This window comes from Embleya sp. NPDC056575 (assembly GCF_042793325.1).
GTDB lineage: Bacteria > Actinomycetota > Actinomycetes > Streptomycetales > Streptomycetaceae > Embleya.
In genome coordinates, this window is record NZ_JBHTVA010000021.1 from 1 (window position 1) to 19,091 (window position 19,091).

A 19,091-nucleotide genomic window follows, 5' to 3' on the forward strand; every position below is an offset into this window, starting at 1 on the left:
CTGGTTTTTGTTTAACCTCGACCGCGGCGCGGGGGGTTGGGGGCGCGGGGGGGGGCGCGGGGGGGGGCCCCCCCCCGCGGCGGGTGCGGGCCGGGTCGGCGCCCGGTCCGCGCCGGGCGGCGCGCGGTCGGGCGCCGGGCCGTTCAGGGGGGCGCGGATGCCTCCGGTGTCGCACCGGCGTGCGACGATAATCGCGTTGCTCGCCGCGGTACGACGGAGGATGCTCGACCCCGTTCGTTGACCGATTCCCAGTGGAGGGGGTTCCCGTGGGCTCCGATTGTCCGCCGCACGACCCCGTCGACTGGAGTGGTCGCAAGCGCTGTCGCAAGTGTGGAGTCACCTTCGGCGGACCGCGCCCGCTGCCCCCCTCGCCGCCGGACGCCGATGGCTGATTCGCCGCCCCCGCCGCCGAACTTCCATACGGCGCCGCGCACTCCGTGGGACGCACTGCCCACCGACGCGCGCGCCGCGGTCGAACGGTGTGCGGGGCGCGTGCTGGGGGTCGCCACGGTGTGGGCCGGATTCAACTGCGAGTTCGCCGCCACGGTGACCACCGAGCGATCACGCTTCTTCGTCAAGGGGGTTCCGCGCGATCATCCGGCCGCCTTGCAGCAGCGGGTCGAGGTCCGGGTCGCGCCGCACGTGTACACCGTCGCGCCCCGGCTGCGCTGGGAGGTGCGGTTGGACGACTGGGTGTTGCTCGGCTTCGACCACATCACCGGCCGGCACGCCGACTTCGCGCCGGGCACCGCCGATCTGCCGCTGATCGCCGACGCGCTGCGCCGACTCGGCCGGGTCGCCGTACGGGACCTGCCGCTGCCGCGGATCGAGGAGCGCTGGCGTTCGCTGTTGACCCACCGTCAACTCGAACTGCTGCGTGGGGAAAGCCTGTTGCACACCGATCTGCATCCGCACAACGTGCTGATCGGCGACCGGGGGCCGCGCGCGTACCTGGTCGACTGGGCGCAACCGGCCCGCGGCCCGGCCTGGATCGAGGTCACCATGGTCGCCGGCCGGCTGATGGACGAGGGGCACACCGCCGAACAGGCGGCCTCCTGGGCGGACCGCTTCGCGTGCTGGCGCACCGTCTCGCGGGAGGCGATGGAGACCTTCGTGTTCGCCGCCACCAACCAGTGCTCGCGCGGTATCGGCGCCGCCGACGCCGCCCCCTGGAACGCCCGCCTGACCGCCCTGGCCGAGGCCCGCGCCGCACGGACCCACCGCCGTGCCTGCCCCGCCCGCCCCGTCGGTTCGCGCCGCCGCTCGACACTGGACTGACCCCCGCCCCGCAAGCACACCGCCCGTCGCCCGGGCCGGTCGCCGGGCTGCCCGAATATCCCCTGGGCCCACGGTGTACCGCCCGGTAGGCTCCGGCCGTTCGCACATTCGGTCGAACAGGCTCCTTCCTACGACGGGTACCCCGCATGCCTCTGCGTCGCTGTCTGGCCTCGACGGCGTTCCTCGTGCTGCTCGGGTCGCCGCCGGTCGTCGCCGCGCCGGTCCCCACCGCTCCGGCGGCGGAGGTGCCGGCCGCCGACGGGCGGGTCGAGCTGACCGGGGTGCCGGAGCGGATCCGGCCGGCCGTTCCCGTCGAGGTCACCGCGAGGATGCGCAACGCCGGTCCGACCCCGCTGCTCCTGGAGCCCGAGGTGTCGATCGGCGGGGATCGGGGGATCGCCCCGGAGCAGGTGCGCCTGGAAGTCCTCGACCCGGTCCGCGACACCTGGGTGCCCAGGCCCCTGGGCACGCTCGGCTCGGCGTCGCTGCCGTTCCCCGGCGCGGGCACCGAGACCTCGGGTCGGCTCGGGCCCGGCGCGAGCGTCGAGTTCCGACTGCGATTCACGATCGCGGCGAACGTTCCGACGCAGTTCGTCCAGGTCTCCATGAGTGGACGAAGCCACTCCCCGAGCGCCGGCGACGAGCCGCGCTTCACCGGAGGCTTCGCGTTCGACGCCGCGCTGCTCGGGCCGGACGGCAGCGCGCCCACACGCCCACCGTCCCCGGACGAGACCCGCTCGCCGTCCGTGCCGAACGCGGGCCCGGATCGGTCCGGCGGTGTCGCGAAGACGTTCCCCACGGCGCGGCGCGGGGACGGGCCGACGTTCAACCTCGTCGGTGTGCCCGGTCTGCTCCAGGCCGGCGGCGGCGCGGCCGAGTTCAAGGTCACCCTCACCAACGACACCGGCCGGATCATCCCCAACGTGCGTCCGGAAGTGGTGTTCACCACCGGCCAGTCCCCGATCACCCCGCGGCAGTTGATGGTCGAGGTGTACGACTCCTACGACCGGGGCTGGAGTCCGGTGTCGCTCCAGGTGCTCACCGACCCCGCCAACGGCCGCGACGCGCACCTCGCCGGTGCGCTGACGCCCAGGCCGTGGGACGGCCAACGGCAGCTGCCGCCCGGCGAGTTCGCGACCATCTCGCTCCGCGTGTCGATCCCGGCCGGCTCGCCGGTGGCGGGCGGCGACCTCGCCGTACTGGCCGGCGGCGCGGCCCCGAACGGGGTGGGCCCCGACCTCTCCTCGCGCAGCGACTACCAGGTGCTCCACGTGCCCAACCCCGGCGGGCCGACGCGCGCGCCCACGCTGCGGCCCGAACTGCCGCCGACCGCCCCGGACTCGGCCGCCGGGCAGCGCCGGGAGGACCGCGACGACACGTTCACGTTCGCCACCGTCGCGATCTGGGTCACCCTCGCGGCCCTCGGCGCCACCGTCGTGTACTTCGCCCGCAAGAACCGCCGGCAGGGCGCCGGAACCCCGCTCGGGCCCGACGCCTGACGCCCGACCCCGGCGCGCCGGCACGGCCTCAGCCGAACAGCACCTTCGCCTCTTCGTACAGCGCCGGCGGCACGGTCTTCAGCTCGCGCGTGGCCGCCTCCAACGGCACGGTCACCACGTCGGTCCCGCGCAGCGCGACCATCCTTCCCCATTCGCCCGCGTTGACCGCGTCGATCGCGTGGAACCCGAACCGGGTGGCCAGCCAGCGGTCGAACGCGGTGGGCGTGCCGCCGCGTTGCACGTGGCCCAGCACCGTGGTGCGCGCCTCGTGCCCGGTGCGCTTCTCGATCTCCGAGGCCAGCCAGTCGCCGATCCCGGACAGCTTGACGTGGCCGAACGCGTCCAGCGTCTGGTCCTTGGTCACCATCTGACCGGCGAGCGGGATGGCGCCCTCGGCGACCACGATGATCGGCGCGTAGTTGGTCCGGAACCGGCTGTCCACCCAGGCGCAGACCTCCTCGACGTCGAAGTTCTGCTCGGGGATCAGGATCACGTTGGCGCCGCCGGCCATGCCGGAGTGGATCGCGATCCAGCCCGCGTGCCGGCCCATCACCTCGACGATCAGCACCCGGCGGTGCGATTCGGCGGTGGTGTGCAGGCGGTCGATGGCCTCGGTGGCGATGTTGACCGCGGTGTCGAAGCCGAACGTGTAGTCGGTCGCGTTCAGGTCGTTGTCGATGGTCTTGGGCACACCGACGACCTTGACGTCGTGCTCGTGCAGCCGGGTCGCCACGCCGAGGGTGTCCTCGCCGCCGATCGCCACGAGCGCGTCCACCTCGAACTTGCCCAGGTTCTCCCGGATCCGCTCGATGCCGCGATCGACCTTGATCGGGTTGGTCCGGGACGAGCCCAGGATGGTTCCGCCGCGCGGCAGGATCCCGCGTACCGCCTTGATGTCGAGCGGCATCGTGTCGCCTTCGAGCGGACCGCGCCAGCCGTCCCGAAAGCCGATGAACTCGTACCCGTAGTCCTGGACGCCCTTGCGGACGACCGCCCGGATCACCGCGTTGAGACCCGGGCAGTCGCCGCCGCCGGTCAGTACTCCGACACGCATCGAAATCTCCGATTTCTTCCGTCCGGCACGATTCGCGGCCCACGCTACCGGTGCGAGAAGCCACCTCGACTCTTCCCACCACCCGTTCGAGGTACCCGACTTGATCGTGTCGGCTTGATCGCGCCGAACCAGGCGCTAGTCGTCCAGGCCCTTCTCGATGGCGTAGCGGACCAGTTCGACCCGGTTGTGCAGTTGCAGCTTGTTCAAGGTGTTCTGGACGTGGTTCTGCACCGTGCGGTGGGACAGGAACAGGCGTTCCGCGATCTGCTTGTACGACAGCCCCTTGGCGACCATGCGCAACACCTCGGTCTCCCGGTCGGTCAGCCGCGGCGCGGTCGGGCCGCCCGCCGCGTCCCGGCGCGGCGGATCGGTGGCCATCCGGCGGAACTCGCCGAGCACCAGGCCGGCCAACCCGGGGGTGAACACCGGGTCGCCGACGGCGGTCCGGCGCACCGCGTCGACCAGTTCCTCGCGGCTCGCGGACTTGACCAGGTAGCCGGTCGCGCCGGCCTTGACCGCCTCCAGGACGTCCTCCTGCTCACCGCTGGCGGACAACACCAGGATCCGCACCGCCCGGTCGTGGCGGACCAGTTCGCGGGCCACCTCGACCCCCGGCAGCTTGGGCAGGTTCAGGTCCAGGATCACCACGTTCGGCGAGGTGGCCCGGGCCCGGCGGACCGCCTCGGGGCCGTCCCCGGCGGTGGCGACCACGTCGTAGCCCGCCGCCGCGAGGTCGCGCGCCACCGCCTCGCGCCACATCGGGTGGTCGTCCACGACCAGGACGCGCAGTGCGGCGGCCGCTGCCTCGTCGGTCGGTGTGTCCGTGTTCGTGTCGTTCATCCGCTCCCCTGCCTCGGCACCCGGAACTCGAGTTCGGTGCCTTCTCCCGTCACCGACGACCACACCACGGTGCCGCCGAGATCGCGCACCCGGCCCTCGATCGACTGGGCCACGCCCAACCGCCCCTGGGCCCGGGCCGCCTCGAGTCGTCCCGGTTCGATGCCCGGGCCGTCGTCCCGGACGCTGACCACGATCTCGTCCGGCTCGTCCTCCAGCAGGATCCACGCCCGAGCCCGCTCGCCCGCGTGCCGGCGCACGTTGTCCAGGGCCGCGGAGACCGCCGCGGCCACCTCGCGCGCCGCGGGCGTGGGCAGCAGCACGGGCGTGCCGGGCGAGGACACGGTCACCCGCGCCCCGGCGAAGCCGCCGAGCAGCACCCGCAGGTCCTGCCGGGCCGGGTCGCCGTCGGCGCCGGAGCCGGGCAGGTCGGCCGATTCGACCCGGGCGGGTGTCGCCGAGATCAACTGCCGCAGCGCCACCTCCTGCTCGCCGGCCAACCGGCCGAGCCCCGCCGCCTCGCCGCCGAGTTCGGCGCCCCGGCGCTGCACCAGGGCGAGCACCTGGAGCACGCTGTCGTGGATGTCCCGCGCCAATCGTTCGCGTTCGCGGGTGGCGGCCTCCAGTTGCAGCGCGCGGGTCAGCGCCTTCTCGCTCACCCGGGCGATCTCGACGACGTAGCCGACCGCGCCGCCCGCGAGCAGCAACAGCACGATGTTGTGCTGGTTGTCGGCGGTGAGCGCGCCGCGTTCGAGGGTGTCGGCGGCGCCTATCGTCAGCGCCGCCACCGAGCCCGTCTTCCAGCCGCCCTTGATCGCGCACGCCAGCACCGGCGCCGAGGCCCACACCGTGGGCAGCGTCATGGTGCCCTGGGCGACCCGCTCGGGATCGTCCAGCCAACGGGTGGAGAGCAGGCATCCGGCCGCGACGCAGAGGTCGACGATCAACCAGGGCGGCTCGCGGAACCGGGGGTCGCGGAAGCCGTACGCGGTCACCGCCGTCCACACCACGAGCAGGGCCATGACGGCCCACCCGCCGACCGGGTGTTCGTACTCGTCCGCGACCTGGGCGTAGCGCGCGATCGCATAGACGAGGGCGAGCGTGCGATAGACCGTCAGCGCCCGCCACAACGACTGTTCGACCCCCATCCGAACCCCCCAGAGGTGCCGGGTGGACCCGGTCAGCCGGCGGGTCGGCCGGAGCCGCCCGAGTCGTCGTTCGCCCCGGACGCGGTGCCGGGGTCGGCAGCCCGGTCCGTGCCCTTCCCGGTGTCCTGCCCCGAAGCCCGCTCGACGCCCTGCTCGGCGCCTTGTTCCGCGTCCTGATCCGCGGCCTTCTCGGCGGCCTTGGCCGCCGCCGCCTGCTTGCGCGCCTCGTCGATGCGCTTCTTGGCGTCGGCCGCGTACATGTCGACGTACTCCTGGCCGGACAACTCCATCAGCGCGTAGATGATCTCGTCCGTGATCGCGCGCAGGATGAAGCGGTCGTCCTCCATGCCCTCGTAGCGGGAGAAGTCGAGCGGCTCGCCGATCCGGATGCCCACCCGCATGATCTTCGGCACGATCTTGCCGGGCGGCTGGATCTTCTCGGTGTCGATCATCGCGACCGGGATCACCGGCGCGCCCGACTCCAGCGCCAGCCGGGCGATCCCGGTCTTGCCCCGGTACAGCCGGCCGTCCGGCGAGCGGGTGCCCTCGGGGTAGATGCCGAACAGGTGGTCCTCGCGCAGCACCTTGAGCCCGGCGTTCAGCGCGGCCTCGCTCGCCCGGCCGCCGCTGCGGTCCACGGGCAGCTGGCCCACTCCCTTGAAGAACGCGGCGGTGAGCCGGCCCTTGACCCCGCGACCGGTGAAGTAGTCCGACTTGGCCAGGAAGGTGATCCGGCGCGGGACGACCACGGGCAGGAAGAACGAGTCCGAGAACGAGAGGTGGTTGCTCGCCAAAATGGCCGGGCCCCGGTCCGGGATGTGCTCCTGACCCTCCACCCAGGGGCGGAAGAAGAGCCTCAATACGGGGCCGACGATCATTTTCATCAGCCGGTAGAACAACCCTGACCTCCTCCTGGGAACAGGACGAACCCTAGAGCATCGCTCCCCGCCGGGACCGGGGTACGGAAGTTGTCGCCGGCGCCCGAGCCCGGGCCGGCGCGGGGGCGGACCGCGCCCGAGCCCGGGCCGGCGAGCCGTCCGGGCCGGCGCAGCGGCGCTGTACGCATCGCGCACGCCCGTGGGACGATTCCAGAGCGCCCAGGTGTTGGGGGTAAGGGGCGGAACCACTCGCCTCCCGACCCCGTTATGGAACCTGTACCGCCGTCGGCCGGCGGTCGCCACCCCACGTGGCGCCCATCCGGTCGGCTCGCCCCGCCCAGCCCGTCGCCCGAAGGAGCCCGTTGGTGTCGATCCTGCCCGGTGCCGAGCCCGACCACCACGACGGCGGTCCGGTGGGCGTCCTGCTGTGCCACGGGTTCACCGGCACGCCGCAGTCGTTGCGGCCGTGGGCCCGACACCTCGCCGCGGCGGGGCTGACCGTGTCGCTGCCGCTGCTGCCCGGTCACGGCACCCGGTGGCAGGACATGAACCTGACCACGTGGCACGACTGGTACGCCGCCGTGGACCGCGCGTTCGACCGGCTGCGCGAGCGCTGCGACACGGTGTTCGTGATGGGCCTGTCGATGGGCGGCGGACTGGCCCTGCGGCTCGCCGAGCAGCACGGCGACAAGGTGGCGGGGCTGGTCCTGGTGAACCCGTCCGTACAGGCCGACGATCCGAAGGTGCGCCTGCTGCCGGTGATGCGGCACGTCATACCGTCGGTGGCCGGCATCGCCTCCGACATCCGCAAGGAGGGCTCGGTCGAGCTCGCCTACGCGCGTACGCCGGTCAAGGCCGCCTACTCGCTGTCCCGGTTCTGGCGGGTGGTGGGCGCCGACCTGCCGCAGGTGACCCAGCCGGTGCTGCTCCTGCACAGCCCGCACGATCACGTGGTCTCGCCGGCCAACTCCGAGACGGTGTTGGCCAGGATCTCCTCCACGGACGTCACCGACGTCCTGCTCAACGACAGCTATCACGTGGCGACGCTCGACCACGACGCGGAACGGATCTTCGCATCCAGCCTGGAGTTCGTACGCCGGCTCGCGCCGGACGCGCGGACCCCGGAGACGGCCGAGAGGGACTGAACGAACGGTGCGCGGACGTGGCAACGGACTCGACGCGGAGTCCTTCAAGCCCCTGACCGACCTCGATCCCGAGGCGGCGGACGTGATGCTGGTCGCCCTGCGGGACGCGGGGGTGGCGGCATACGTCTCGACGCTGGAGCCCCGGGATCCGGACGAGGAGCCCGAGCAGATCGAGCGCCTGTGGGTGGACGCGGCGGCGACGTCGCGGGCGCGGGCCATCCTGCGTTCGCTGACCGAGCCGTCCGCGCCGCGCGCGCGGGCCAAGGAGCCGACGGCCGGACCCGCCGACATCCCGTCGGTGGAGCCGCCCCGGGCGCAGCCGGCCGAACCGGCGAACGACGATGCCCAGGCGCCCGCCGAGCGGCCGGGCGACGACGAGGTGTGGGCGCAGATCGTCGCGTCCTTCGACAGCGAGGTCGCCGACCCGGTGCCGCGCTGGCCGGTGGCCGAGGACCTGGGCGGCGAGCGGCCGGGACCCGAGGGGCCGGCCGACGGCTCGTTCAAGGTCGGCCTGTCCGCCGCGGCGGGGCCGCGCGACTACTCGCTCGCGCCGCCGGGGCCGCCGGTGATCAACGAGTTGGACGAGGACCCCGACGAGCACTTCGTGCCGCCTCCGCCGCCTCCGCTGCCCAAGACCGACGCGGCCACCAAGATCGCCTGGATCGCGCTGGTCGGCGGGCCGCTCTACCTCCTCGTGTCGGTGCTGCTCGGCCGCGCGGTCGGACCGTGGACCTCGTTCGCCGCGTTCGCCGCGTTCACCGGCGGTTTCGTCGCGCTCGTGGCGCGAATGCGGCGGGATCGGGACGAGGACGACCCCGACGACGGCGCGGTGGTCTGAGCCGGTGACGGCGCGGTGATCCGAGTCGGCGACGGGAACACCGCGTCGGACGACCTCGGATGACCCGTTTCGGCGTGATTCGGCTTGATCCCGACCGGTTCTGACGGGGCGTCATGCCACATTGGAAGTCCCCGGCCGGGTACCTTCCTTGCGTGGACGCGGACAACGAGGGACGCCTGGTCGGCGGGCGCTATCTGCTCGCCGAGCGACTGGGGCGCGGGGGCATGGGTGCGGTCTGGCGGGCTCGGGACCAGGTCCTGGGACGCGAGGTCGCGGTGAAGGAGATGTTGCCGCAACCGGGCGCCGACGACACCGAACGGGCCCGGCTGCGCGAGCGCGCCGCCCGTGAGGCGCGCGCCGCCGCGCGGCTGAGTCATCCCTCGGTGGTGCGCGTCTACGACGTGGTCGAGGAGGACGATCGGCCGTGGATCGTCATGGAGTTGGTGCCCTCGCGCTCGCTCGCCGAGGTGATCCGGGGCGATGGGCCGATGGCCGCCGAGGCGGTGGCGGAGATCGGCCTGGCCATGATCGACGCGCTGCGCACGGCGCACGCGGCCGGGATCCTGCACCGTGACGTCAAACCGGGCAATGTGCTGATCACCCCCGACGGCCGGGCCGTGCTCAGCGACTTCGGCATCGCGGTGGTCGAGGGCGACTCGTCGGTGACCCAGTCGGGCGTGGTGCTGGGCGCTCCCGCGTACATCCCGCCGGAGCGGGCCAGGGGCCTGAGTCCCACCGCGGCCTCGGACCTGTGGTCGCTCGGCGCGACGCTGTACGCGGCCGTCGAGGGCAAGGCCCCCTTCGAACGCTCCACGCCGCTCGCCACGTTGACCGCGATCGTCAGCGAGGAACCGGTGCCGGCCAAGCACGCGGGCCCGCTCGACCCGGTGCTGCAGGCGCTGTTGGCGCGCGATCCGGCCGGGCGGCCGGACGCGGCCGAGACCGAGGCGATGTTGCGCGACGCGCTGCGCGAGATCCGGGAGGAGCGGGCGGCCACCCGGGCGTTGCCGCCCGCGCTGCTACCCGCGGCGGAGCCGATACCCGCGGCCGTACCCGCGCCGCGGACGGTCGAGCCCGAGCCCGACGCGATATCCGGGGGCGAGGCGGAGGTCGTGTCCCCGCTCGTCGCCCCACCCGCCAAGCCCCCGAAGCCGGCTCGGGAGGATCGCCCCGCCCGGACCTTCCCGTGGCTGCCGCTGCCGGCCGCGATCGCCGCCCTGGTGGTCTTCGGCGTCGCGGTCGGGCTGATCCTGTTCCTGATCGCCCCCGGCAACGACAAGAACGATCGGGCGAAGGGCGCCGCCGGCTCCGACTCGCCCTCGCCGCAGTCGGGTTCGACACCACCGTCGAGCCCGGGGCCGGCCGCCGAGACCGCCCCGGTCGGCGGACAGCTCACCCAGCCGCCGAACACCGCGCCCCCGCCGAGCGATTCGGCGCCGCCGCCCGCGCGGACCACACCCCCGACCCAGGGCTCGCCGCAGCCGCCGACCGGCACCGACGGCCTGCCGGCGGGCTGGACGCCGTACACCGGTGCCACCACCGGCTACAAAATCGGCCTGCCGCCCGGGTGGCGCAAGGTCAAGACCGAGGACAGCCAGGAGTTCTTCGCCAACGCCGAGGGCACCCTCAAGCTCAACGTGGACACCGTCGCCAGTTCACCGACCGACCCGGTCGAGGACTGGAAGCAGGCCGAGCCCGACGTCCGCCGTCGCTTCACCAACTATCAGAGGGTGAGCATCGAGAAGGCCGACTACCGGGACTACCCCGCCGCCGCGTGGCACTTCACCTACGGCAGCGGCACCCGGCACCACGTGCTCAACCTCGGCTTCACGGTGCCGTCCGGGCGCGGCTACTCGCTCTACATGGACACCCCGGACGCGGTCTGGAACGACCCGGCCACGCAGGAGCTGCTGGCCGGCTTCATGGCGAGCTTTCGGCCCTGAGCCCGGGTGGTCCCGGGTGATCCGGACGATCCGGGTCAGCCGACGGGTATCCGCAACGTGGCCAGTACCGGGCGGTGGTCGGAGGCGGCGGCGTAGTCGGCGTCGGTGACGTCGTCGGGGACGCCGCAGCCGAGCACCTCGACGTGCTCGGACACGAACACCCCGTCCAGGCGGCGGCCGGGGTCGCGGCGCGGCGCGGTGAACTCCGAGCCGCTGGGCGCCGCCGGGTATCCGTCGCGGAGTTCCTCGGCCAGGCGGTCCCAACCGGGACGGCCAGCCGACTCGTTGAAGTCCCCGGCCAGCACCCGGTGTTCGGTGTCCAGCCCGGCCAGACGGCGCAACAACTCGTCGGCCTGCGCCGGCCGTTCGCCGGCGGCCGGTCCGAACTGTGCGCTGGCCACCGCGAATTCGGCGCCGCCGACCGCCACCACCGCGCCGGCCGGCCCGAGCGCGCGCCGGCCGGTCGCGGCCGGCGGCAGCTCGTCGTACGCCCGCCGCACACTCACCCGCAGCCCGCCGAGCACGAGCAACCCCGACGCGGTGCCGCCGCCGGCGATCACCACCAGGCCGCAGTCGCGCGCGAGGCGGGCCACCGCCTGCCGACGGCGCACGAAGCGGGGGCCCTCCTGGATGCAGAGCAGGTCGGGCGCGGCGTGCCGGACGATCCGCACCAGGGCGTCCCGATCGTCGCGCAGCGAACGCACGTTGTACGACATGACCCGGATCTCTCCGTTGCCGACGGCCACTGATGCCCCCTTGCCCGGTTCGAGGCTCCCGGCCCGAACCACGATCGACCAGCTGTGTACGCCCGCCCGGTCCCCGGGAGGCGGTGTGTTCCGCGCGCGTTGTGGCGGTGTCGTCAGTGGCGGGCCAGGTCCGCCGCGCCGACCAGTCCCGCGTCGCTGCCCAGGGTGGCGACCACGACCTCGGCGCCGAGCCGGTGGCCGCGGCGCAGCACGCCGCGGTAGGTCTCCAGGGCGGGGACGAGCAGGAGGTCGCCCGCGTCCGAGACGCCGCCGCCGATCACGAACGCGGCGGGGTCGAGCACGGCGGACAGGTCGGCCAGGCCCTGGCCGAGCCAGGTGCCCAGCTCGCGGAAGGCGGCCAGCGAGACGGGGTCGCCGAGCAGCGCGGCCTGGGTGACGTGCGGGCCCTGGATGCCCGCGGGGGTGCCGTCGCCGAGGGCGAGCAGCTTCTCCGCCGCCTCGGGCAGGCCGGCCGCCCGGTCGCGGGCGTAGCGGGTCAGCGCGCTGCCGCTGGCGTACCGCTCCCAGCAGCCGTAGTTGCCGCACGGGCAGGCGAGGCCGTCGGGGACCACCCGCATGTGGCCGGGCTCACCCGCTATCCCGCCGCCGCCCCGGTACAGCTCGCCGCCGAACACGATCGCGCCGCCGATGCCGGTGCCGACGGTCACGCACATCACGTTGGTGTGCCCGGCGGCCGCGCCGAAGCGCACCTCGCCCCAGGCCGCGGCGTTGGCGTCGTTCTCGACCACGACCGGGAGGCCGATCAGCGCCTCCATACGATCCCGGAGCGGCTCGCCGACCCAGGCGCCGACGTTGGCCGAGAACAGCACGGTCGAACGGTCCGCGCCGATGAATCCGGCCGCGCCGAGCCCGACCGCCTCCACGACGTGGTTGCGCCGCAGGGTGTTGACCGCCTCGGCGATCACCTGCGCGGTGCCATCGGCGTCCTTGGGGGTGGCGACCTTGAGCCGATCGAGGATCACCCCGTCGGCGTCGACCACACCCGCGAGGATTTTGGTGCCGCCGATGTCGACACCGATCGTGAGTCCCATGTCGTCCCAAGCTCGTTCGCGTGCATTGCCCGCAACGGATCGTACTGGTCCCTTCCCCGCCCCCACCCCACGCGTACGCCCGCCGGACTCCACCCGACCGCCCGAGGGCGGGCACCGGGGCCGCGGGCGGCGAGGTCACCCGGCTACTCGTCGTCGTCGAGCCGGATCCGCTCGCTCTCGGCCGGCTTCGCGGCCCACCGGCGCTCGCGGTCGCCGACGAAGGCCCGGTACGCGGACGCCAGCTCGGTCCCGGCGGCGGCCAGGTGCGCGGCCACTTCGGGGTGCCTGCGCGCCATCTGCTCACGCATCGCCCCGGCCTGCTCCACCAGCGTCTCGGCCAGCCGCCGCGCCTCCTCCGCCAATCGCGCGGCCGGCGCCTGATCCCCCTTGTCGGCGCCGGTCAACGACTCCCCGAGCCGCCGAGCCTCCTCCCCGAGCCGCGCCCAGGGATCGACCCGCTCCCGCCCACCGTCCCCCTCGGCCTTCGCGTCCGGCGGCACCTCGTCCGTGCTGCCCGCCCACGCATCCGCCGCGTCCTTGCCCGTCACCCGCTCATCAGGATCCATCCGACGCATTCTCCGCGCTCCCACCGCCCAACGCGAACCCTCCGCCCCGATCCACGCCGACGAAGGGCGGTTCCGCGCCGAGGATCCCGGCAGTCGGCGAGCCGGTGGCGCTACCGCGGCGCGCGCATCCACACGGCCGGGTCGGGGACGAAACGCACGCGCAGGACGCCGTCGCGCAGGCCCGCGCCCTCGATGAGGCAGCGGCGCAGCGCCGAGGGCAGCCGGATCAGCCGGCGGTGCGGGCCGATCGTGATCACCAGTTCGTCGCCGCGGCGCAGCAGGTCCAGGCCGTCGCGATCCGTACCCGGCAGCGGCAGCAGCAACAGCAGCCGCTCGCCGTCGCGTTCGATCGTGTGCCCGTCGTCGTCGGCCGCGCCGCCCGGGCCCACCGGGCCGAAGTGCGCCGCCACGTCGGCGAGTTCGCTCGCGCCCAGCGGCTCGGCGGGCAGCACGGGGATCTGCGCCAACGGCACGCGCGGGAACAGCGCGCACAGCGCGTCCACGGTCTCGCGCGCCACCTCGGCCCGCACCCGCACCGCCGGATCGGGCGAGTCGGCCGCGCCGACCCCGTTGACGATCACGTCCTCGACGCGGTGCCCGTACAGCGCCAGCGCCGAGGCGGCCCGCCGCGCCGCGGCCAGCGCGACCGTCCCGGGCCGCACCACCAGCCGCACGGTCGTGGTCGGCGCCGCCACCAGCGCGCGCAGCACCTCCAGCTCGGCGGCCACCCGCCGGGCCGTGTCGTACACCCAGTCGTCGGGCATCGGCACCCCGGCGACCGCCGCGAGCACCGGCCGCAACGCGCGCGCCGCCTGCCGCTCCACCGGCAGCAGCCGGTCCACGTAGCGGGCCAGCCCCTCCGGCACCGCGAGCGCCGGCACCGCCCGCTCGGCGGCGGGCAGGTCGACCACGATCAACTCGTAGCGCCGCGCGTCCACCGCCCGCGCCAGCACCCGCAGCGCCAGCACGTCCCCCGCGCCCGGCGGCACGGTGATCTCCTCGGGGTCCAGCGGCTCCACCCCGACCACCCCGAGAGCGGCGCCCAACTGTGCCTGCACCAGCAGGAACTCGCGCTCGAACTCGGCCCGGACCGCGACCCGCTGCACGGTCAGCCCGGGCAACACGTCGAAGGGATCGGCGCCGACCGGCACATCGAGCACCGTGTCCACGTCGCGCGTGCCGTCGGCGGCGAGGAGCAGCGTGCGCCGCCCCGCCCGCGCCGCGGCCACCGCGGTCGCCGCGGCGACGGTCGTGCGCCCGGCGCCCGGGAGACCGGTGACCAGCAGGACCCGCGTCACCGCCGGGTCAGCTCTCGACGCGCTTCTTGAGCCCGGTCAGGGCCCGATCGATGATGACCTTCTCCGCCTTGCGCTTGAGCATGCCCAGCATCGGGATCTTGACGTCGACGGTGAGTTCGTAGGTGACCTCGGTGCCGCCGGCGATCGGGCTCAGCGCGTAGCGACCGTCGAGCGACTTGAGCATCTGGCTGGTCACCAGGGTCCACCGCACCTCGCGGTCGTCCTCCCAGGTGTAACCGAGCACGTGCTCGTCGCTGATCACGCCCGCGTCGAGCTTGAACCGCACCCGCACCGCGCGCCCGATCGACTCGTCGATCTCCAGGACCTCGGTCTCCTTGACCTCGCCGGTCCACTCGGGATAGCCCTCGAACCCCGCGATGACGGCCATGACCTCGGCCGGCGTGGCGTCGATCGTGATGGTCGAGCTGGTCCGTTCAGCCATCGTGAGGAGTCCTCCGGAAGCTCGCGTAGCCGTTGTTGGCCGTCTCGACAACACCTCGGGATGGTCGAGTACAGCCGATCCGCTCGAAGGTTATCGTGCCCGACCTGCGGGGACGCGGCACCGGCTCACCAGGTGAGGACGTACGGTTTCCCGCTCGCCTGGAAATGCCCCACGTTGACACATTCGGTGCGCCCGATCCGCATCCGCGCGCGCAGCGGCTGATGCACGTGTCCGAACAGCACCAGGTCGGGCCCGGTCTCGTGGATCGCCCGCAACACCGCCTCGCTGCCACGCTCGAACCGCCGGGCGACCACGTCGTAGGTCAGGTCCGGCACGGCGGGCGGGATGTGGCAGCACAACACGTCGACCCGACCGACCGCGGCGACCTTGGCCGCGTACTCCTCGTCGGAGATCTCGTACGGCGTGTGCATCGGGGTGCGCAGCCCGCCGCCGACGAAGCCGAAGGTGCGACCGCCGATCTCCACCACCTGGCCGTCGAGCACGGTCACCCCCTCGCGCGCGTAGTCGGGCCACAACTCGGGCACGTCGACGTTGCCGTAGGTGACGTAGGTGGGGGTGGGGAAGGCCGCGAACAGCGCGGCGTACTGGCGGCGCACCGCCGCCTCGATCGCCTGCCGGGCGCCGCCCGGCACACCCGCCCACAACGAGCCGGAGAAGGCCCGGGCCTCGGCGAAGCGGCGGGCGTTGCGCAGCGCGAGCAGTTCGCGGGTGTTCTCCACGCCGAACAGGTCGGTGAAGATGCCGCGGTCCAGGTCGTGGTAGTCGAGGAAGAGCACCAGATCGCCCAGACACACCAGGGCGTCGGCGCCGTCGCCCGCGCGGGCGAGCGCCTCGGCGGCACCGTGGACGTCGCTCACCACGTGGACCCGCATGTCGGTCACTGTACTGACGGCTTCGAACCGAAACCGACGACACCAGGGGGTTGCCTCCGTCACACCCGCCCCGCGCGCCGAATCGATACTCTCGACATGCCCGGTCGAATCGGGACGGATGCTCGTCGGCCCCGCCACGAATCGCGAGTCGATACGGATGTGGGCTTGTCCGTAGCGTGAGACCGGGCACAGGATCCTCACGACCCCTGTCCCCCAGACCTACTTGCCAGTAACGTCTGCCCCCGTCAACGAGTCGGCAAGATGGACAGCCACCGAGACGGCCGGCAACACCGACACCGGCACCGGCAGCGCCGACCTCCGGCGCCGAGACCGCAACGAGGAGCATCAGTGCGCGAGTGCAGCGTCCCGGCCCTGGCCGAGGTTCCCGCCGAGGGCAACCTGACCGACCTCATCAAGCGCAATGCCGCAGAGGCGCCGGATGCCCCGGCGCTGGCCCGCAAGGTGGGCGGACGCTGGACGGACGTGACCTCGACCCGGTTCCTGGCCGAGGTGTACGAGGTGGCCAAGGGCCTGATCGCGGCGGGCATCGAGCCCGGCGACCGGATCGGCCTGATGTCGCGCACCCGCTACGAGTGGACGCTGCTCGACTTCGCCATCTGGTGCGCCGGCGCGATCTCGGTACCGGTGTACGAGACCTCCTCCGCCGAGCAGATCGAGTGGATCCTGTCCGACTCGGGGGCGCGGGCGGTGGTCGTGGAGAACGCGGCGCACCAGGGCGCGGTCGAGCGGGCCCGCGAGCGGCTGCCGGAGCTGGCCCACGTGTGGCGGATCGACGAGGGCGACGGCGAGGCCGCGGTACCCGCGCTCACCGCCGCCGGGCGCGAGGTGGCCGACGCGGTGGTCGACGAGCGCCGTGCGGGCCTGCGCGCCGACTCGGTCGCCACCATCATCTACACGTCGGGCACCACCGGGCGGCCCAAGGGCTGCGTCCTGACACACGGCAACTTCCAGGCCGAGCTGGGCAACGTGGTCGCGCTGCTGAACCGGCTGTTCGTCCCGGAGAAGTCGAGCTGCCTGCTGTTCCTGCCGCTCGCCCACGTGCTGGGCCGGATCCTGGAGATCGGCTGCATCATGGCCCGGGTCCGGATCGGGCACTGTCCGGACGTCAAGCAGCTCACCGGCGAACTCCAGACCTTCCAGCCGACCTTCGTGCTCGCCGTGCCGCGCGTGTTCGAGAAGGTCTACAACGCGGCCTCGGCCAAGGCGCAGGCCGACGGCAAGGGCAAGATCTTCGAGATGGCCGCCGAGACGGCGATCGCGTACAGCGAGGGCATGGACAGCGCGAGCATCAGCCTGGGCCTGCGGATCAAGCACAGGGTGTTCGACAAGCTCGTCTACGGCAAGCTGCGCGCGGCGCTCGGCGGCCGGGCCACACACGCCATCTCCGGCGGCGCGCCGCTGGGCACCCGGCTCGGCCACTTCTTCCGCGGCATCGGCTTCACCGTCCTGGAGGGCTACGGCCTGACCGAGACGTGCGCCGCGCACACGGTCAACCCCGCCGAGGGCATCCGGATCGGCACGGTGGGTCGGCCGGTGCCGGGCTCGGCGGTGCGGATCGCCGAGGACGGCGAGATCCTGGCCAAGGGTCCGAACGTGTTCACCGGCTACTGGAAGAACGACGCGGCCACCGCCGAGGCGTTCGAGGACGACGGCTGGTTCCGCACCGGCGACATCGGCGTCCTGGACGACGATGGCTTCCTGACCGTGACCGGGCGCAAGAAGGAGATCCTGGTCACCGCCGGCGGCAAGAACATCGCGCCGGCCCTGATCGAGGACCGGATCCGGGCCCACCCGCTGATCAGCGAGTGCATGGTGGTCGGCGACCGCCGCCCGTTCGTCGGCGCGCTGATCACCATCGACCCGGATGCCTTCCCGACCTGGAAGGAGCACAACGGCAAGCCCGCCGACGCGACGGTCGCCGATCTCGCCGACGACCCGGACCTGCTGGCCGCCGTCCAGGACGCGGTCGACGAGGGCAACAAGGCCGTCTCGCGCGCCGAGGGGGTACGCAAGTTCCGCGTGCTGACCATCAACTTCACCGAGGAGAGCGGCCATGTGACGCCGTCCCTCAAGCTCAAGCGCAACCTGGTGCTCAAGGACTTCGAGCAGGACATCGAGAAGATCTACGAGGGCTGAGCACACGCGGGCGGGCGCGCGGGCTCGGGCGCGACGAATACACGAGGGCGGGCGGCTCCGGGATCCCGGGGCCGCCCGCCCTCGGCACGTGTGTCGCTCAGCCCGCCTTCGGGTCGAGCAGCCCCCGGAGTCGTTCCGAGAGCAGGTCCCACCGCCAGGACCGCTCCACCCAGGCGCGGCCCGCCGCGCCCATCCGGGCGGCCCGCTCCGGGTCGGCCAGCAGGCCCGACACCCGGTCGGCGACGGCGGCCGGCGAGCGGCCGTCGACCACGTGGCCCGTCTCGCCCTCCAGGACCGCGTCGGGCGCGCCGCCCGAATCGCCCGCCACCACCGGCCGGCCCACCGCCGACGCCTCCAGGTAGACGATCCCCAGGCCCTCCACGTCCAGGCCGCGACGCCGGGTGCGGCACGGCATCGCGAACACGTCGCCCGCCTCGTGGTGCGCGGGCAACTCGGCCCACGGCACCGCGCCGGTGAACACCACCGAGTCGCGCACGCCGACCTGGTCGACCATCGTCTCCAGGCGGTCCCGGTACGGCCCGGCGCCGACGATCAGCAGCGCCGCGTCCGGCACCCGGCGGCGAATCCTCGGCAGCGCGTGCACCAGTACGTCCTGGCCCTTGCGCGGCACGAGCCGCGACACGCAGACCACGACCGGCCGATCGCCCAGGCCGTGTCGGGCGCGCACCTCGGCGCCGCCGACGTCCGGGCGGAACACGGTCTCGTCCACGCCGGGCGGCAGTTGCACCATGCGCGCGGCGGCGGCCGGGGTGAGCGCCGGCGCGATCTTGCCCCGGGTGTACTCACCCAGGTAGGTGACCGTGTCCACCCCCTCGCCGATCCGTCGCAACAGCTGCCTGGCGCCCGGCAGTACGGCCCAGCCCGCCTCGTGCCCGTGCGTGGTGGCCACAAGACGCTCCACGCCGACCGCGCGCAGGCTCGGCGCCATCAGGCCCAGCGGCGCCGCCGCGCCGAACCAGACGGTGTCGCAGCCCTCGGCCCGGGCGATCTCCCGGGCCCGGCGTACCGCGCCCGGCGTGGGCACCAGCATCGACGTACGATCACGCACCACCGGGAAGGGCTGCGCCGCGTCGAACGCGGCCGTCTCGGCCCGGTCCCGCCACGAGGAGGTGTAGACGACGACGCCGTCCGCGGGCAGCCGCAGCGCCATGGAGTGCACGAAGGACTGGATGCCGCCGGGCCGGGGCGGGAAGTCGTTGGTGACGATCAAGGTCTTCATCACGCACGAGGATCCCAGACCGGACGCGCCGGCCGGCGGAAGGATCCGGTCGAAGCGGGCGCTCTCTGTACGATCCG

17 protein-coding genes are annotated in these 19,091 nt (G+C 73.4%); 6 read left to right on the forward strand and 11 right to left on the reverse strand.

Annotated elements, in window-relative coordinates:
• Positions 1 to 384 precede the first annotated feature (384 nt).
• Entirely contained in the window at positions 385 to 1,278 is an 894-nt protein-coding gene (locus ACFRCG_RS18275) for a phosphotransferase family protein (protein WP_380032655.1), read from the forward strand.
• A 146-nt stretch (positions 1,279 to 1,424) separates the two neighbouring features.
• Positions 1,425 to 2,777, forward strand: a complete 1,353-nt coding sequence (locus tag ACFRCG_RS18280; protein ID WP_380032657.1) for a hypothetical protein — start codon at positions 1,425 to 1,427, stop codon at positions 2,775 to 2,777.
• Between the two features lie 28 nt (positions 2,778 to 2,805).
• Here ACFRCG_RS18280 and ACFRCG_RS18285 read toward each other — a convergent pair whose 3' ends face one another.
• From ACFRCG_RS18285 to ACFRCG_RS18300, 4 genes are all read right to left on the reverse strand, one after another.
• Positions 2,806 to 3,831, reverse strand: coding sequence for a 6-phosphofructokinase (locus ACFRCG_RS18285; protein WP_078977559.1), 1,026 nt, complete (start codon positions 3,829 to 3,831; stop codon positions 2,806 to 2,808).
• 135 nt (positions 3,832 to 3,966) lie between these two features.
• On the reverse strand, positions 3,967 to 4,671 hold the full coding sequence (locus tag ACFRCG_RS18290; protein ID WP_380032659.1) for a response regulator: 705 nt from the start codon (positions 4,669 to 4,671) through the stop codon (positions 3,967 to 3,969).
• Positions 4,668 to 5,816, reverse strand: coding sequence for a MacS family sensor histidine kinase (gene macS / locus ACFRCG_RS18295; RefSeq protein WP_380032661.1), 1,149 nt, complete (start codon positions 5,814 to 5,816; stop codon positions 4,668 to 4,670). Before macS ends, ACFRCG_RS18290 begins: the two co-directional genes overlap by 4 nt.
• A 32-nt stretch (positions 5,817 to 5,848) precedes the next feature.
• Entirely contained in the window at positions 5,849 to 6,715 is an 867-nt protein-coding gene (locus ACFRCG_RS18300) for a lysophospholipid acyltransferase family protein (RefSeq protein ID WP_380032663.1), read from the reverse strand.
• Between the two features lie 344 nt (positions 6,716 to 7,059).
• On the opposite strand from ACFRCG_RS18300, the gene ACFRCG_RS18305 reads away from it, so the two are divergent.
• The 3 genes from ACFRCG_RS18305 to ACFRCG_RS18315 all read left to right on the forward strand — a co-directional run bounded on the left by ACFRCG_RS18305 (position 7,060) and on the right by ACFRCG_RS18315 (position 10,620).
• The gene (locus tag ACFRCG_RS18305) at positions 7,060 to 7,839 is read left to right on the forward strand and encodes an alpha/beta hydrolase (RefSeq protein ID WP_380032665.1); all 780 of its coding nucleotides are present in this window, start codon (positions 7,060 to 7,062) and stop codon (positions 7,837 to 7,839) included.
• 7 nt (positions 7,840 to 7,846) lie between these two features.
• On the forward strand, positions 7,847 to 8,677 hold the full coding sequence (locus ACFRCG_RS18310) for a hypothetical protein (RefSeq protein ID WP_380032666.1): 831 nt from the start codon (positions 7,847 to 7,849) through the stop codon (positions 8,675 to 8,677).
• 152 nt (positions 8,678 to 8,829) lie between these two features.
• Entirely contained in the window at positions 8,830 to 10,620 is a 1,791-nt protein-coding gene (locus ACFRCG_RS18315) for a protein kinase (RefSeq protein WP_380032668.1), read from the forward strand.
• A 35-nt stretch (positions 10,621 to 10,655) separates the two neighbouring features.
• On the opposite strand, the gene ACFRCG_RS18320 is transcribed toward ACFRCG_RS18315, so the two are convergent.
• The 6 genes from ACFRCG_RS18320 to ACFRCG_RS18345 all read right to left on the reverse strand — a co-directional run bounded on the left by ACFRCG_RS18320 (position 10,656) and on the right by ACFRCG_RS18345 (position 15,617).
• Positions 10,656 to 11,366, reverse strand: coding sequence for an endonuclease/exonuclease/phosphatase family protein (locus ACFRCG_RS18320; protein WP_380032670.1), 711 nt, complete (start codon positions 11,364 to 11,366; stop codon positions 10,656 to 10,658).
• 113 nt (positions 11,367 to 11,479) lie between these two features.
• Complete coding sequence (locus tag ACFRCG_RS18325) at positions 11,480 to 12,418, reverse strand: ROK family glucokinase (protein WP_380032671.1); 939 nt, start codon at positions 12,416 to 12,418, stop codon at positions 11,480 to 11,482.
• 143 nt (positions 12,419 to 12,561) lie between these two features.
• Positions 12,562 to 12,984: a DUF5304 family protein gene (locus tag ACFRCG_RS18330; protein ID WP_380032673.1), complete on the reverse strand. Its 423-nt coding sequence runs from the start codon at positions 12,982 to 12,984 to the stop codon at positions 12,562 to 12,564.
• A 110-nt stretch (positions 12,985 to 13,094) separates the two neighbouring features.
• Positions 13,095 to 14,282 carry an ArsA family ATPase gene (locus ACFRCG_RS18335; protein ID WP_380032675.1) on the reverse strand — a complete coding sequence of 396 codons (1,188 nt, stop codon included), beginning with the start codon at positions 14,280 to 14,282 and terminating at the stop codon, positions 13,095 to 13,097.
• Positions 14,283 to 14,289: 7 nt separating this feature from the next.
• Positions 14,290 to 14,724: an SRPBCC family protein gene (locus tag ACFRCG_RS18340; protein ID WP_380032677.1), complete on the reverse strand. Its 435-nt coding sequence runs from the start codon at positions 14,722 to 14,724 to the stop codon at positions 14,290 to 14,292.
• 125 nt (positions 14,725 to 14,849) lie between these two features.
• The gene (locus ACFRCG_RS18345; protein WP_380032679.1) at positions 14,850 to 15,617 is read right to left on the reverse strand and encodes a metallophosphoesterase; all 768 of its coding nucleotides are present in this window, start codon (positions 15,615 to 15,617) and stop codon (positions 14,850 to 14,852) included.
• Between the two features lie 348 nt (positions 15,618 to 15,965).
• Here ACFRCG_RS18345 and ACFRCG_RS18350 point away from each other — a divergent pair, with 348 nt between their 5' ends.
• The gene (locus ACFRCG_RS18350) at positions 15,966 to 17,774 is read left to right on the forward strand and encodes an AMP-dependent synthetase/ligase (RefSeq protein ID WP_380032681.1); all 1,809 of its coding nucleotides are present in this window, start codon (positions 15,966 to 15,968) and stop codon (positions 17,772 to 17,774) included.
• Between the two features lie 97 nt (positions 17,775 to 17,871).
• Here the strand turns inward: ACFRCG_RS18350 and ACFRCG_RS18355 are convergent, their stop codons facing one another.
• Positions 17,872 to 19,017, reverse strand: a complete 1,146-nt coding sequence (locus ACFRCG_RS18355) for a glycosyltransferase family 4 protein (RefSeq protein WP_380032683.1) — start codon at positions 19,015 to 19,017, stop codon at positions 17,872 to 17,874.
• Between the last annotated feature and the right edge of the window lie 74 nt (positions 19,018 to 19,091).

Coding starts and splice junctions, on each gene's coding strand:
- ACFRCG_RS18275 (WP_380032655.1), top strand. CDS start 385: ATGGCTGATTCGCCGCCCCCGCCGCCGAACTTCCATACGGCGCCGCGC.
- ACFRCG_RS18280 (WP_380032657.1), top strand. CDS start 1,425: ATGCCTCTGCGTCGCTGTCTGGCCTCGACGGCGTTCCTCGTGCTGCTC.
- ACFRCG_RS18285 (WP_078977559.1), bottom strand. CDS start 3,831: ATGCGTGTCGGAGTACTGACCGGCGGCGGCGACTGCCCGGGTCTCAAC.
- ACFRCG_RS18290 (WP_380032659.1), bottom strand. CDS start 4,671: ATGAACGACACGAACACGGACACACCGACCGACGAGGCAGCGGCCGCC.
- macS (WP_380032661.1), bottom strand. CDS start 5,816: ATGGGGGTCGAACAGTCGTTGTGGCGGGCGCTGACGGTCTATCGCACG.
- ACFRCG_RS18325 (WP_380032671.1), bottom strand. CDS start 12,418: ATGGGACTCACGATCGGTGTCGACATCGGCGGCACCAAAATCCTCGCG.
- ACFRCG_RS18330 (WP_380032673.1), bottom strand. CDS start 12,984: ATGGATCCTGATGAGCGGGTGACGGGCAAGGACGCGGCGGATGCGTGG.
- ACFRCG_RS18340 (WP_380032677.1), bottom strand. CDS start 14,724: ATGGCTGAACGGACCAGCTCGACCATCACGATCGACGCCACGCCGGCC.
- ACFRCG_RS18345 (WP_380032679.1), bottom strand. CDS start 15,617: ATGCGGGTCCACGTGGTGAGCGACGTCCACGGTGCCGCCGAGGCGCTC.